Origin of the sequence: Novosphingobium pokkalii (assembly GCF_014652855.1) — a bacterium.
Classification (GTDB): domain Bacteria; phylum Pseudomonadota; class Alphaproteobacteria; order Sphingomonadales; family Sphingomonadaceae; genus Novosphingobium; species Novosphingobium pokkalii.
On the sequence record NZ_BMZP01000037.1, the window covers coordinates 1 to 14,098 of the forward strand.

Here is a 14,098-nt window from a genome sequence, read left to right on the forward strand (position 1 = left end):
CGCAGAAATGTCAAATCTGCACGGAATTTGAGTCAGACCCCCGATTGGACGCCGATTGACACAGCTGGACCTTTTCCAGCCACTCGTCCGAGACCGTCTTGAACGTGTTGGCGAACGAGATGGATTCCTGAATCTTATTGAGCTTGGCCTGATCGATCGGGTCGATGCCATCTGCCAGCAGACGCCGTGCGTTGAGGAGTCGCTGCCGGGCATCGGCCAGCAGCAATTCCGGATAGCGCCCGAAGGTCACCGTCCGCTGCAGATTGTGGAAGCGGTAGTTCATTCGCCAGTACCGTGCGCCGGTCGGCTTCACCAGAAGATACAGACCGTCATAGTCAGACAGTTTGTATGCCTTGTCCTTCGGCTTGGCGCGCGCGACCGATGATGCCGTCAGCCCTGATTTCCGTTCGCCCATTTGATGGACCTCCCTTCAGCTCGGTTGGCTGCAGGTCCATCAATGTGCCCATTTTGTTCTGATATTGGGTGAAACATCGCCGGAACTGCCGGGACATTATACCAACAAAAAGCTGTAAAAAACAGCCGCTTACGGGCCGTCTTGGGACCTCCTGGGAGGAGGCTCTGGAGCGGGTAGCGGGAATCGAACCCGCATAACTAGCTTGGAAGGCTAGGGCTTTACCACTAAGCTATACCCGCCCGCTTCAGGCCCTTGCGCTTGCCATGCGCGATCCGGGTTCGTCAACCCCCCGGGCTTGCCCATCCTTGTTGCCTTTGCGCGATCCGCACCCCGTTCGTGGTGGATGGACTTTGGGGTGGCTGGTGCCTGGGTGGGGCACTCGCCGCTTGCCGGGTTTCGCTGATTGTTATAAGTCATAGCGAAATTCGGAGGATGTCATGGCTGTTGAACCCGTTCTGTCGCATAAGGCGATCGCCCGTTTCCTGCGCCCGCAATCGGTCGCCGTGGTTGGCGCCTCGGACAAGCCCGGCGCGCTGGGCGCCACCTTGCTCAGCAACCTGCAACGCAATGGCTATGCTGGCGCGATCTATCCGGTGAATCCCAAGCGCAGCGAGATTGCCGGGCTCACCTGCTACCCCAGCACCGATGCCCTGCCCGAAGGCGTGGACGTGGCCGTGCTGGCCATTCCGCGCGCCGGGGTGCTTGATGCCGTGCGCAGCCTGGCGGCGCGCAAGGCGGGCGGGGTGGTGATCTTTTCCGCCGGCTTTGCCGAAGGCGGCGAGGAAGGCCTGGCCGAGCAGCGCGAGATCGCGCGGCTCGCGGCCGAGGCCGGCATGGTGGTGGAAGGCCCCAATTGCCTGGGCCTGGTCAATTATGTCGACCGCATTCCGCTGACTTTCGTGGAAACCAACGCGGTGCCGCCAGCCGGCAGGCGCGCGGTGGGGATCGTCTCGCAATCGGGCGCGATGGCGGCGGTGCTGGGCACCATGCTGCTGGCGCGCGAGTGCGGCGTTTCCTATTCGGTGTCCACCGGCAACGAGGCGGCGAGCGGCGTGGAAGACTTCGTCGATTGGCTGGTGGACGACCCCGATACCCACGCCATTGCCATGATCGTGGAGCAGTTCCGCAAGCCGCAGCGCTTTCTGGCGGCAGCGCGGCGCGCCCATGCTGCGGGCAAGCCGGTGGTGCTGCTGCATCCCGGCAAGTCCAGCGCCGCGCGCGAATCCGCCGCGACTCACACCGGCGCGATGGCTGGCGATTACAAGCTGATGCGCGCGATGGTGGCGCGGGCCGGGGTGATCTTTGCCGAAACCCTGGAGGAACTGGGCGATGTGGCCGAGATTGCCGCACGCTGCCCGATCCCGCCTTCGGGCGCGGCGGCGGTGCTGGGCGAATCTGGCGCGTTCAAGGCGCTGACGCTCGACCTGGCCGAGGAACTGGGCCTGCCGCTGGCCGACCTGCACGATGCGGATTCGCCCGAACTGCGCGCCGCGCTCCCGCCGTTCGTGCCGGTGTCCAACCCGCTCGACATCACGGCGCAGGGCCTGTCGGAACCGGCGATCTATACCCGCACGCTCGATGCGCTGCTGGCGGACGATCGCGTCGGCACGGTGCTCGCGGGGATCATCCAGGCCGAGGCGATCACCTGCGCGATCAAGTTCCCCGCGATTCTGGCCGCGGTGGAAGGCAAGACGCTGACCAAGCCGCTGATCTTTGCCGGGCTGGATGAAGGCGCCGAGGTTCCGGCCGAGCGCATCGCGGCCCTGCGCGCGGCGGGCATTCCCTGGTTCCCCACCACCGAGCGGGCGCTGCGGGCGATCACGCGGTTGACCCACTGGTCCGCGCGCGACCTTGGCGCGACGGACGCGCCGGCGCTTCCGGTGGCGGGCCTGGGCGATGTTTCGGGCGTCATTCCCGAATACAAGGCCAAGCAGTTGCTGGCCCCGGCCGGCGTGGCGTTCCCCAAGGGCCAGTTTGCGGCGAGCCCGGACGAGGCCGTCGCGGCGGCGCAGGCGGTGGGCTATCCCGTGGCGATGAAGGCCCAGGCCGCGGCGCTGGGCCACAAGAGCGATGCCGGCGGCGTCATGCTCAACCTGGCCGACGATGCTTCCGTGCGTGAGGCCTGGACCCGCATGTTCGCCAATGTCGCGGCCTATGACGCCAGCATCGCGCTCGACGGCGTGCTGATCGAGGCGATGGGCAAGCGCGGCATGGAAATGATCGTGGGTGCCAAGAACGATCCCGAATGGGGGCCGGTAGTGCTGGCCGGGTTTGGTGGGGTAACCGCCGAGATACTCCAGGACGTGCGCCTGCTCACGGCTGACCTGACGCAGGAAGCGGTGGAAGCCGAGCTGATGCAGCTCAAGAGCGCGGCGCTGCTGGCCGGCTATCGCGGCTCCCCGGCGCTGGACGTGCCGGCACTGGCTGCGCTGATCGTCAAGGTGGGCCAGGTTCTGCGCGCCGAGCCTTCGATTCGGGAAATCGATCTCAATCCGGTGATCCTGCATCCCAAGGGGGAAGGCGTGGTGGCGCTGGATGCGTTGATGCTGGTGGATTGAGTTGGTTGGGGGTTGGGGGAGGAACATTCCCTCCCCCCGACACCCTCCCGTTTGCGGGAAAGGGAGATGAGGGCGCGTTCCCTCAGTGGCCCGGAAAGTCCATCAGGGCGTCGACTGTCACGCCCGCATCGCGCAGGCGCTGGGCGCCGCCCAGGTCGGGCAGGTCGATGACGAAGAACGCGTGGGTGACCACTGCGCTGGCTTCGCGCAGCAGGTGGGCGGCGGCGAGGGCCGTGCCGCCGGTGGCGATCAGATCGTCGACGATGGCCACGCTCTGGCCGGGGCGGATCGCGGTGGGATCGATCTCCAGCCGGTCCGTGCCATATTCCAGATCATAATCCACGCCCAAAGTCGTCACCGGCAGCTTGCCCGGCTTGCGCACCGGCACGAAGCCCAATCCGGCGCGCGCGGCGGCGGCCGCGCCGAAGATGAAGCCGCGCGCTTCCATGCCGGCGATCAATGTGGCGCCGCTGGCCCGGACCCGGGCGGCGAGGTGATCGATCGCGGCGGCAAAGCCAGCCGGGTGGGCGATCAGCGTGGTGACGTCGCGGAACAAAACCCCCGGTGCGGGGAAATCGGGCACGCTGCGGACCAGCGCCTTGAGATCGCCGGGTGACAGGGCGGCTGGGGCCGGATCAGCGGTGGGACGATCGCGGGACGGGAGAACGCTGGCAGACATGAGAGCCTTTCGCGGACGAGGAAGGGGCGCGCGGCCCATGCCCACAACTCATGAAAAAGGCCACCGTTTCCGGTGGCCTTTTCGTTTTTCAGCAAGGTTGCCGGGCTCAGTGCACCTTGGCCCAGATGTTGCGCTTGGCGAGGTAGGCCAGCACCGTGGCGGCGAGCAGGAAGCCGAGCACGGCCCAGCCGGTCTGCTTGCGCTTTTCCATCTTGGGTTCGGCGGTCCAGGTCAGGAAGGCGGCCACGTCGGCGGCCATCTGCTGCTTGGTTGCCTTGGTCCCATCGCCATAGGTCACCTGGTCGTCGGCCAGCGGGGCCGGCATGGCGATGTTCAGGTTGGCGAAGTAGGGGTTGTAGTACAGGCCGTCGGGCGTCTTGCTGTCGGGGAATTCCTTGAGCAGTTCGGCCGGCTGGTCCTGATACCCGGTCAGCAGCGAATAGACGTATTCGGGGCCTTCGTGGCGGGCCTTGGTGACCAGCGAGAGATCCGGCGGATTGCCGGTGCCGGCGTAGTAGACCTTGGGGAAGTGATCGGCCGGCACGTTGTCGCGCTGGGTTTCGTCACCGGTCTTGGGATCGGTGACCTTGGCCTTGTTCGACCAGTCCTTGGCGATCGCCTTCACTTCGGCTTCGGAATAGCCGAGCGCGGCCAGATCGCGGAAGGCGACGAAGTGCAGCGAGTGGCAGTTGGAGCAGACTTCCTTGTAGACTTGGAAGCCGCGCTGCAACTGTGCCCGGTCGAACTTGCCGAAAGGCCCGTTGAACGAGAAGCCGGGCTCCGGCTCGTGCGGGGCGAGGTGGAACTTCTGCACCGCCGTGGCGGGTTCGGGCTCGCGGATCGCCTGGATCGCGCCCACTCCGAACGACCAGAGCAGCGCCACGGCGAAGAAGAGGCCGACAAGAGGACCAAAAAGACGGACCATGGGGTTCTCTCTCTTTGTGCGGTTCGCGCGGGCTCAGGCGGCCGGGGCGGTCTGGTCATCCTTGCCCAGCACCGCCTGGGTGATGGAGAAGGGCAGCGGGGCCGGCTTCTCGATCGAGGCGACGATCGGCAGGATCACGAGGAAGTGGAGGAAATAGTACGTGGCGGCGATCTGCGAGATCAGCACGTACTTGGTTTCGGCCGGCGAACCGCCGCAATAGCCCAGCACCAGCACGTCGATCACCAGCAGGTAGAAGAACTTGCGGAACAGCGGACGATAGTGGCCCGAACGCACCGGCGAGGTATCCAGCCAAGGCAGGAAGAACCACACCAGGATCGCCGAGAACATCGCCAGCACGCCCATCAGCTTGGCCGGGATGAACAGGAAATCGGCGGTGAAGGCGCGCAGGATCGCGTAGAACGGCCAGAAATACCATTCGGGCACGATGTGCGCCGGCGTCGAAAGCGGGTTGGCCTGGATGTAGTTGTCCGGGTGACCCAGCGCGTTGGGCAGGAAGAACAGCATGGTGCAGTAGAGGATCGCGAAGACCCCCAGGCCGAAGCCGTCCTTGGCGGTGTAATAGGGGTGGAACGGCACGGTGTCCGATTCGCTCTTCACTTCCACGCCCGTGGGGTTCGACGAACCGGGAATGTGCAGCGCCCAGATGTGCAGGATCACCACGCCCAGGATCACGAAGGGCAGCAGGAAGTGCAAGCTGAAGAAGCGGTTGAGCGCGGCGTTGTCTGGTGCGAAGCCGCCCAGCAGCCACTGTTGCAGCGGCGTGCCGACGACCGGGATGGCCGAGAACAGGCCGGTGATGACCTTGGCGCCCCAGAAGCTCATCTGGCCCCACGGCAGCACGTAGCCCATGAAGGCGGTGGCCATCATCAGCAGGAAGATCGTCACGCCCAAGAGCCAGATCATCTCGCGCGGGGGCTTGTACGAAGAGTAGAAGAAGCCGCGGAAGATGTGGATGTAGACCACCACGAAGAACGCCGAGGCGCCGTTGGCATGCGCATAGCGCAGCATCCAGCCCCAGTTCACGTCACGCATGATGTGTTCGACGCTGTCGAAAGCCACGCCGGAATTGGCGGCATAGTGCATCGCCAGGACCACGCCGGTGACGATCTGGAGCATCAGGCAGACCCCGGCGAGAATGCCGAAGTTCCACATGTAGTTCAGATTGCGCGGCACCGGATAGCCGGCGCCGACGGCGTTGTAGACGAAGCGCGGCAGCGGCAGCTTCTCGTCCAGCCACTGCATCAGCGGGTGGCTTGGCTTGTATTCTTTCGCCCAGGGAAAGCTCATCGGGTCTATCCTCAGCCGATCTTCACGACAGTGTCGGACGTGAATTCATAAGGCGGCACTTCCAGGTTCTTGGGTGCCGGGCCTTTGCGGATGCGCGCGGCGGTATCGTAGACCGAGCCATGGCACGGGCAGAAATAGCCGCCGAATTCGCCCTTTACCTCGCCCTCGCCAGCGCCGAGCGGCACGCAGCCCAGGTGGGTGCACACGCCCATGGTGATCAGCCAGTTGGTCTTGCCCGGCTTGGTGCGTTCTTCCAGCGTCTGCGGATCGCGCAGGCTGGAAACCGGCACCTTGTCGGCCTCGCTGATCTCGGTCGGGGTCAGGTTGCGCACGAAGACCGGCTGCTTGCGGAACACCGCCTTGATCGCCTGACCGGGCGCGATCTGGGAAATGTCGATCTCGGTGGAGCTTTCGGCCAGCACGTCGGCCGAAGGTGCCATCTGCGACACCAGCGGCACGAGCACCGCCAGCCCACCGACCCCGGCGAAACTCACCGCCGCGATGTTGATGAAATCCCGCCGGCGCACGCCGTCTTCGCCACCCGACCCGTCGTGGACGGCGGGCGTATCTGTGCCGCTTGCGTTCACAATTGCCTCATCAGCCATTGATAATCCCTGCCTGCTGCCACCCCGCCTGGAAACGGCCGGGCACGGTATTTCCCCCTCCTTGCGCGCGGCGGCGAACATCGCCGGGTATCATGCGCGCCGGGCCGCCGTGATTTGCACGTATCAGGCCCAAACAGTTATACTGCGTGATAGCCACAGAAACACGGCTTTGCCAACAAGCATTTTAGTGCAGGAAATCCGCGTATTTTGCGCTGCCGCAATGCAAGCTGCAAAGTCTTTATAGTGCGGCGGGAACGGGCCAGTGCGCTGCGGAAAAGGCCATGACCTTGAACAGGTTGCCCATTTCTTCCGCGCCGGTCAGGCGATCGAGCGCGCGGGCCAGCGCCGGGGCATGATTGGGCGCGGTGCGGGCTAGGCCCGCCGCGCGTGCCTCGATCCCGAGACAGCGCAGGAAATCGCCCTGGCTGGCAATGCCGTCGCACCGTGCACCGGCCGCCGCGACCACCGGCACCAGCGCGGCGAAATCGACCAGCGCGGTCAGGTCTGCCTCACCCGGATCGGCAAAGGGATCGACCTTGCGATGGGCACGCACGGCCTGGAGCGTGCTGCCGTCATGTGGCTCGGCATGGCCATAGTCGATCCACAGCGCGGCGCCGCCCTGGGCGGCAAGGCGCGCGGCGACCTCGGCGGTGACGGCAGCGGCGGCGGGGCAGGTCTCGATGATCGTGCCCTCCGGTGCGCCGGCGCGATCGGGCGGAACGGCGGCGTCCATCGGGCGGTCGCCGGCGACGGGCAGCAGGCGCTGGCCTTGCGCATCCCAGCCGATCATCCGCTCGCGCCAGCCTTCGGCCATGCGCACGATCTGCCGCACCGGCAGGGCATCGAGGAATTCGTTGCCCACCACCAGCAGCGGGCGATCGGCCGGCACGGTGGCAAAGTCATCGTGCCAGGTGGCGCCGGGAAAGCGCTGGCGTTGCAGCGCGCGCAGCGCCGGGCTGGTTTCGACGAAATGGACGTCGGGCACCAGGCCCTGTCGCGCGGCGGCGCGCAGCGCATCCTGCGCCAGGGTGCCGCGTCCCGGCCCGGCCTCGACATAGGCGATCGGGCCGGGCCGGCCGGCACGGATCCACAGGTCGGCCAGCCACAGGCCGATCATCTCGCCAAACATCTGGCTCACTTCCGGCGCGGTGATGAAATCGCCACACGCGCCCAGCGGATCGCGCGTGCCGTAATAGCGCGCGTTGGATTCGGCCATGAAGTGGGCCACGCTGATCGGCCCGGTGGCGCGGATCAGGCGGGCAAAGATGTCCTTGAGCGAATCGTCAGCCATGGCCGGTGCAGCAGGCAAGCGGTCAATCGGCCGGGGACGGCGTCACGGTGCCCAGCGGCGGGCGGGCCAGGGCACGGATCAGCAGGGTGAGGCCGATCGCCAGCATCGGCAGGGTCAGCCACTGACCCATCGACAGCCCGGTGCGCAGGGCAAACTCTTCCAACTGGGCATCGGGTTCGCGATAGAATTCGACGATGAAGCGCGACAGGGCATAGCCGGTGGCGAAAGTGCCCATCAACAGACCCGGCCGCCAGCGGGCGCGGGTCTTCCAGAACAGGGTGATCAGCACGGTGGCCAGGATCACGCCTTCGAGCAGGGCTTCGTAAAGCTGGCTGGGATGGCGCGGATTGGGGCCGGCGCCGGGAAAGATCATCGCCCAGGGCACGTCGGCAGTGGTCACGCGGCCCCACAGTTCGCCATTCACGAAATTGGCGCAGCGCCCGAAGAATAGCCCGATCGGCGCGCAGGGAGCGATATAGTCGCAGACCCGGATGAAGCTGAGGCCATTGCGCCAGCAGACGAAGGCGATGGCCAGCACGGTGCCGATCAGGCCACCGTGGAAGCTCATCCCGCCTTCCCACAGCTTGACCAGTTCGGACGGATGCGCCCACAGTTCCGGGGCATAGAACGTGGCATAGCCCAGGCGCCCGCCCAGGATGATGCCGAGCGTGGCATAGAAGAACAGGTCGTCGGCATGGCGCTGCGCCATCGGTGCGCCGGGCTGGCGGATCATGCGCGAGAGGTGCCAGTACCCGATCATGATCCCGGCGAGATAGGCCAGCGAATACCAGCGCAACTGGAAGAAGCCGAAATCCCAGGCGATGGGGGAGAGGTGCAACTGGTCCCAGCGCAGCGGCATGGGCGATGCGGCAGCCGTGGCAGCGGAAAGGGCCGAAAGAAGGAACAAGCGCAACGCTCCGTGAACTGATGCCTGGTGCCGGTTGGGCCGCGACAGTCGCCATGGCCCCCGGTTCGGGCGCCTTCTGGCACAGCGGCCAAGCCGCTGGCAAACCCCAAAAGCGCGGCGCTTGCGCCGGGGCCAGGTGAGAGGAGCTATGTCTGGCGGTGCGGCACAATCGTGAAAACTTCACCTCTTGCGCTGTTTCCCCTTAACGCCACCTCGTTTAATGAGGGGGTATGACTTTGCCCCGCATTGCCCATCAGCGCGCCATCATCGACCGTCGCACCCTTGCCGAGGCGGTGAGCCAGGCGGTGGTCGAGGCCGGCGGCGATCCTTCGCGCGCCCGGCCCGTGGTGGTCGAGCATCTGCGCGCCGCGCTGGCCCATGGGCGCGACGAACTGGCGCGGCGCCTGCGCGGCAAGCCCTCGGCCGGCTATGAATGCGCGCAGGGCCAAGCCTTCCTGGTCGACCAACTGGTGCGGGTGATCCACGACTACGTGATCGGCCATGTCTACCGCGCCAGCAACCGCACCACCGGCGAGCGCATCGCCGTGCTTGCCGTCGGCGGCTATGGCCGGGGCGAGATGGCCCCGCATTCCGACGTGGACATCGCCTTCGTCACGCCCAACAAGCCCACCGCCTGGTGCGAGCAGGTGATCGAGGCGATGCTCTATTTCCTGTGGGACCTGGGGCTCAAGGTTGGCCATTCCAGTCGCTCGCTGGACGAAACCGTGCGCATGGCCAAGAGTGACCTGACCATTCGCACCGCCCTGCTCGAAGGGCGCTATGTCTGGGGCGATCGCGCGGTCTATGAGGAATGCGCGCGCCGGTTCTGGGCGGAAGTGACCGCCGGTACCGAGCGGCAGTTCGTGGCCGAGAAGCTGGCCGAGCGCAACGAGCGGCACAAGCGGCTGGGCGACAGCCGCTATGTGGTGGAGCCCAACGTGAAGGAGGGCAAGGGCGGCCTGCGCGACCTGCACACGCTCTACTGGATCGGCAAATATGTCCACAAGGTGCGCGATCCATCGGAACTGGTCGATGTCGGCCTGCTGACGGCGGCGGAATATCGCGCCTTCCACCGCGCCGAGAACTTCTTCTGGGCGGTGCGTTGCCACCTGCACATGATCACCCGCCGCGCCGAAGACCGCCTGACCTTCGACCTGCAACGCGAAGTGGCCGCGCGCATGGCCTTTGCCGATCGCCCGGGCAAAAGCTCGGTCGAGCGGTTCATGCAGTTCTTCTTCCTCCAGGCCAAGCAGGTCGGCTCGCTCACCGGCGTGTTCATGGCCCAGCTCGACGAGCAGTTCGCCCGCACTAAGCCGGGCTTCTTTGCCGCGCTGCGCCAGCGGCGCAAGCGCAAGGTTTCCGGCTTTCCGATCGTGGCCGAAAAGGTTTCGGTGCCGGGCGATGATTTCTTTGCCGTCGATCCGGTGCGGCTGATCGAGATTTTCGTGGTGGCCGACAAGCACGGGCTGGAAATCCATCCCGAGGCGATGCGCCTGGCGCGGCGCGATGCCGGGCTGATCGATGGCGCCGTGCGCAAGGATCCGCGCGCCAACGCGCTGTTCCTGGAACTGCTGACCAGCCGGCATGACCCCGAAACGGTGCTGCGCTGGATGAACGAGGCGGGCGTGTTCGGGCGCTTCATTCCCGATTTCGGCCGCGTCGTGGCGCAGATGCAGTTCGACATGTACCACCACTATACGGTGGACGAGCACACCATCCGCGCCATCGGCCTGCTCGCCCGTATCGAGAAGGGCGAGGAACGCGAGCCGCATCCGCTGGCCAGCAACGTGGTGCAGAAGGTCGCGTCGCGCCGCGTGCTCTATATCGCCACGCTGCTCCACGATATCGCCAAGGGCCGGCGCGGCGACCACTCGATCCTGGGCGCCGAAGTGGCGCGCAAGCTGTGCCCGCGGCTGGGCCTCTCGGCGGCGGAGACTGAGCTGGTGTCGTGGCTGGTACGCTGGCACCTGTTGATGAGCGCCACCGCGTTCAAGCGTGACCTGGCCGATTACAAGACGATCGCCGATTTCGCCGCCCAAGTGCAGAGCGCAGAGCGGCTGCGGCTGCTGCTGATCCTGACGATCGTCGATATCCGCGCGGTGGGGCCGGGCATCTGGAACTCGTGGAAGCGCCAGCTTCTGGGCGATCTGTTCGTGCAGACCGAGGAAATGCTGCGGCTGGGCCACAAGCAGCATGGCCGCCCCGAACGCATCGCCGCCAAGAAGAAGGCAGTGGGCGAACTGCTCAAGGAACGCGACGCCCTGATCGGCACGGTCGGGCGGCAGCTTGGCGATGCCTACTGGATTGCCGAGCCCGAAGACATCATCGCGCTCAACCTGCAACAGATGGACGGCGCGTTGGGCGAGCCGCTGTCGGTGGAAGCGCATTACTATCCGGCGCGCGGCGCTACGCTGGTCACCGTGCTGGCGGCGGACCATGCCGGGCTGTTCTATCGCCTGGCCGGGGCGATCCACCTGGCCGGCGGCAACATCATCGATGCGCGCATTCACACCACGCGCAATGGCCTGGCGGTAGACAACTTCCTGGTGCAGGATCCCTTGGGGCGCCCCCTGAACGAAGCGCGGCATATCGAGCGGCTCAAGGCGAGCATTGCCGATGCCCTGTCCAACCGGGTCAAGCTGATGCCGCAACTCGCCGCGCGGCCGCTGGCCCGTCCACGTGCCGAGGCGTTCGACGTGCAGCCGATCGTGATCTACGACAACAAGGCATCGAACCGCTTCACCGTGGTCGAAGTGGGGGCGCGCGATCGCCCCGCGCTGCTCGGGCGCCTCGCCCATGCGCTGTTCGATTCGCGGCTCGTCGTCCATTCCGCGCATATTGCCACGTATGGCGAGCGGGCGGTGGATACCTTCTATGTCACCGACATTCTGGGCGAGAAGGTGACCAGCGACACCCGCCTGCGCAATCTCGAACGGCGTCTGCTCGATGCGGCGGAAGATCGCGGGCCGGGCGGGGCCAATGCCGCTGCCCCGGCCACCACCACGCCCGCCGCTGCTGCCTGAGCGAAGTTCGTTATCCATGCCCGATGTTTCCACGTTCGACCAAGCACCGCACTATCTCGCCGGCCGCCTGCTGCTCGCCATGCCGGGCATGATGGACCCGCGCTTTGATCACGCGGTGATCGCGCTGTGCCTTCACGACGCCAATGGCGCGCTGGGCATCGGCCTGGGCGAACAGCGCGCGGGCATTCGCTTCCATGCGCTGCTGGAAGACGTCGGCATCGATCCCGGCCAGGCGCCCGATGTGCCGGTGCTCCATGGCGGGCCGATGGAAACCGGGCGCGGCTTCGTGCTGCACACGCCCGATTGGGGTGGCGAGGGTTCGGTCACCGTCAATCCGCTGTGCACGCTATCGGCCTCGATGGACGTGCTGCGCGCGATTGCCGAAGGGCGCGGCCCATCGCGCTGGCTGATCGCGCTGGGCTATGCCGGCTGGGGGCCGGGGCAGTTGGAGGAAGAGATGCACCACCACGGCTGGCATGCGGCCGAAGGGGCGCCGGCGATCCTGTTCGATACCCCGCGCGAGCAGCGCTGGTCGGCCACCTGGCGCGCGGCCGGGATCGATCCGGCCCATCTCGCCGCCAATACCGGCCACGCCTGATCGGCACAGTGGGTCAGAACGCGGCGGTCACGCCCACTTCGGCGGCGACGCGGCGGTAGTCATAGATTCCCACGGTCGAGCGGTTGCGTTCCCAACGCAGCCGCGTGATCGGGGCGAGCCCCTGCCATTGCAGCCCGCGCCAGGTGGCGCTGGCCACCACCGAAAAGCGATCGTCGACGCGGCGGCGGGGGTAGAGGAACAGCCGGGCATCGCCCTCAAGGTGGCTGTAGCTGGCGCTGACCACGGCCGTGGTCCGGGCAATCTCGCGAAAGGCATAGAGCGAACCACCCGCGGTCACATCGGACCAGCCGGCATCCCTCGCCTTGGTGCGGTTGACGAATGCCTGGACGCCGCCGCCGAGCCGGGCGGAGATCGCGCGATCGAGCCCGGCCGACAGCGAAAACACGTCACCGGTCTGCAAGGCGTTGCGCCGGTTGGCGGTGTGCGTGATGCCCAGGTCCAGGCGCCCCTGCATCGTCTTGCCCATGGGATGGATAAAATCGGCGCTGACACCCACTGACGTGCTGTATGGCTTGAGGCCATACCAGCGCCAGGTCGGACCGGCGGCCAGGGTCAGGCGATCGGCGCCCAGCGCGTATTCCGGGCCGGCCTGGATGCCCAGCAGAATATCGTCGAAGCGCTCGTCGCGATAAAGATCGCCCGATCCGTTGGCGCGCACCAGCAGCGTCGCGTTCTTTTCGATGGGCGCGCGGAAATAGGTCTGCCCGCGCAGCGCCAGGCCCAGGCCTGACTTGGCCTTGGCATCCTGGTCCAGCGTGAAATCGCCGATCACCGTGCCCAGGGTGTTGGATCGCGTCGCGCGGTTGATGTTGCTGTCGGGCGCCAGGGCCACGTCGAGCGTACCGCCGAACGGTTTGCGCGCCTTGAGAGCGGCGGCATAGAATCGCACCATGCGCTCGACGTCGGGCGGCAGGCCACCGGCCTGGGCCGCGCGCATCTCGCGCCGCGCGGCGCCCAGGTTGCCCATCATCGCCTGCACGCGGGCCAGTTCCAGGCGCACGCGCTGTGCCTTGGGGCGCTCGTCGAGAATGCGGCGCAGCACGATCGCCGCATCCTTCAGCTTGTGCTCGCGATCGGCCAGCATCAGCGCGAGGCGAAAGCGGGCTTCATTGCGCAAGTCGATGTCGGGATTTTCCGCCAGAGCGCGATAGGCGCTTTCGGCCAGCGCAAAATCCCCCCGGTCACGCGCCTGATCGGCCAGGGCGAAAAGCTGTGGCGGGGTCAGTGACACGGAATCGGCCCTGGCCACGACAGGACACAAGGCAAGCGCAGCGGCAGCAGCAAGACGGATGAAAATGGACAATCTCCCCTGATTGCAACGGACTATTGCATCGCTCCGGCGCCGTCCAGCCCATGCTGCGGGGCTTTTTCGTGGTCTATCTCCCCTCCCGCTGGCGGGAGGGGATGTTTGTGGCGTGATTCTGCGTGTGTGATTCGGGCGCTGCTGCGTGCGGAAACAGAAAAGTTTCGGGTTAAAATCCAAGCGGCGCGGGGGTTTTGGTGTTGATTTTGTTGCTTGTGGAAAAATGGTCGTTGACGTGTTGGGAGGTGGTCCATATATGCCGCTTCACCGACGCGGTGAGGCCGGTTTTACTGGCTCTCTGGGTGATCCTGGAGTGGTTGCGTTGGTCGCCAGATAGCTACGGACGGCTTGGGTTTCCGGTGAGAACCGGGGATGGAAGGTTGTCCGGGTTTTGTTGTCTGGGTTGGTCTTTGACATTGTTGATTAGATGAAGGGACATGTGGGCGACGGCGCCTGGTGTCGGGG

11 protein-coding genes and 1 tRNA gene are annotated in these 14,098 nt (G+C 66.1%); 3 read left to right on the plus strand and 9 right to left on the minus strand.

The window, feature by feature from the left end:
- Nucleotides 1-10 precede the first annotated feature (10 nt).
- Complete coding sequence (locus IE191_RS20340) at nt 11-415, minus strand: Arm DNA-binding domain-containing protein (protein WP_191326266.1); 405 nt, start codon at nt 413-415, stop codon at nt 11-13.
- 165 nt (nt 416-580) lie between these two features.
- Nucleotides 581-654: transfer RNA gene (locus tag IE191_RS20345), tRNA-Gly, on the minus strand.
- Between the two features lie 198 nt (nt 655-852).
- On the opposite strand from IE191_RS20345, the gene IE191_RS20350 reads away from it, so the two are divergent.
- Nucleotides 853-2,973 carry an acetate--CoA ligase family protein gene (locus IE191_RS20350; protein ID WP_191326267.1) on the plus strand — a complete coding sequence of 707 codons (2,121 nt, stop codon included), beginning with the start codon at nt 853-855 and terminating at the stop codon, nt 2,971-2,973.
- An 82-nt stretch (nt 2,974-3,055) separates the two neighbouring features.
- Here IE191_RS20350 and IE191_RS20355 read toward each other — a convergent pair whose 3' ends face one another.
- The 6 genes from IE191_RS20355 to lgt all read right to left on the minus strand — a co-directional run bounded on the left by IE191_RS20355 (nt 3,056) and on the right by lgt (nt 8,640).
- A complete protein-coding gene (locus tag IE191_RS20355) occupies nt 3,056-3,592 on the minus strand; it encodes an adenine phosphoribosyltransferase (RefSeq protein ID WP_191326273.1) in 537 nt (178 codons plus the stop codon).
- Between the two features lie 166 nt (nt 3,593-3,758).
- Entirely contained in the window at nt 3,759-4,577 is an 819-nt protein-coding gene (locus IE191_RS20360; RefSeq protein WP_191326268.1) for a cytochrome c1, read from the minus strand.
- A gap of 33 nt (nt 4,578-4,610) precedes the next feature.
- Complete coding sequence (locus IE191_RS20365; protein ID WP_191326269.1) at nt 4,611-5,885, minus strand: cytochrome b; 1,275 nt, start codon at nt 5,883-5,885, stop codon at nt 4,611-4,613.
- An 11-nt stretch (nt 5,886-5,896) separates the two neighbouring features.
- On the minus strand, nt 5,897-6,490 hold the full coding sequence (petA, locus tag IE191_RS20370; protein ID WP_191326270.1) for a ubiquinol-cytochrome c reductase iron-sulfur subunit: 594 nt from the start codon (nt 6,488-6,490) through the stop codon (nt 5,897-5,899).
- A gap of 238 nt (nt 6,491-6,728) precedes the next feature.
- Nucleotides 6,729-7,781: a class I SAM-dependent methyltransferase gene (locus IE191_RS20375; RefSeq protein ID WP_191326271.1), complete on the minus strand. Its 1,053-nt coding sequence runs from the start codon at nt 7,779-7,781 to the stop codon at nt 6,729-6,731.
- Nucleotides 7,782-7,803: 22 nt separating this feature from the next.
- On the minus strand, nt 7,804-8,640 hold the full coding sequence (gene lgt, locus IE191_RS20380) for a prolipoprotein diacylglyceryl transferase (protein ID WP_191326274.1): 837 nt from the start codon (nt 8,638-8,640) through the stop codon (nt 7,804-7,806).
- A gap of 278 nt (nt 8,641-8,918) precedes the next feature.
- On the opposite strand from lgt, the gene IE191_RS20385 reads away from it, so the two are divergent.
- Nucleotides 8,919-11,711 carry a [protein-PII] uridylyltransferase gene (locus IE191_RS20385; protein ID WP_191326272.1) on the plus strand — a complete coding sequence of 931 codons (2,793 nt, stop codon included), beginning with the start codon at nt 8,919-8,921 and terminating at the stop codon, nt 11,709-11,711.
- 16 nt (nt 11,712-11,727) lie between these two features.
- Nucleotides 11,728-12,309 (plus strand): YqgE/AlgH family protein, encoded by a 582-nt coding sequence (locus IE191_RS20390; protein WP_229815720.1) that lies wholly within the window; start codon nt 11,728-11,730, stop codon nt 12,307-12,309.
- A gap of 13 nt (nt 12,310-12,322) precedes the next feature.
- On the opposite strand, the gene IE191_RS20395 is transcribed toward IE191_RS20390, so the two are convergent.
- Nucleotides 12,323-13,561: a surface lipoprotein assembly modifier gene (locus tag IE191_RS20395; protein WP_229815721.1), complete on the minus strand. Its 1,239-nt coding sequence runs from the start codon at nt 13,559-13,561 to the stop codon at nt 12,323-12,325.
- Between the last annotated feature and the right edge of the window lie 537 nt (nt 13,562-14,098).

What these genes read in the sequence shown, in the direction of transcription:
- IE191_RS20340 (WP_191326266.1), bottom strand. Translation starts at nt 415, where the DNA reads ATGGGCGAACGGAAATCAGGGCTGACGGCATCATCGGTCGCGCGCGCC.
- IE191_RS20350 (WP_191326267.1), top strand. Translation starts at nt 853, where the DNA reads ATGGCTGTTGAACCCGTTCTGTCGCATAAGGCGATCGCCCGTTTCCTG.
- IE191_RS20360 (WP_191326268.1), bottom strand. Translation starts at nt 4,577, where the DNA reads ATGGTCCGTCTTTTTGGTCCTCTTGTCGGCCTCTTCTTCGCCGTGGCG.
- IE191_RS20365 (WP_191326269.1), bottom strand. Translation starts at nt 5,885, where the DNA reads ATGAGCTTTCCCTGGGCGAAAGAATACAAGCCAAGCCACCCGCTGATG.
- petA (WP_191326270.1), bottom strand. Translation starts at nt 6,490, where the DNA reads ATGGCTGATGAGGCAATTGTGAACGCAAGCGGCACAGATACGCCCGCC.
- IE191_RS20375 (WP_191326271.1), bottom strand. Translation starts at nt 7,781, where the DNA reads ATGGCTGACGATTCGCTCAAGGACATCTTTGCCCGCCTGATCCGCGCC.
- lgt (WP_191326274.1), bottom strand. Translation starts at nt 8,640, where the DNA reads ATGCCGCTGCGCTGGGACCAGTTGCACCTCTCCCCCATCGCCTGGGAT.
- IE191_RS20385 (WP_191326272.1), top strand. Translation starts at nt 8,919, where the DNA reads ATGACTTTGCCCCGCATTGCCCATCAGCGCGCCATCATCGACCGTCGC.
- IE191_RS20390 (WP_229815720.1), top strand. Translation starts at nt 11,728, where the DNA reads ATGCCCGATGTTTCCACGTTCGACCAAGCACCGCACTATCTCGCCGGC.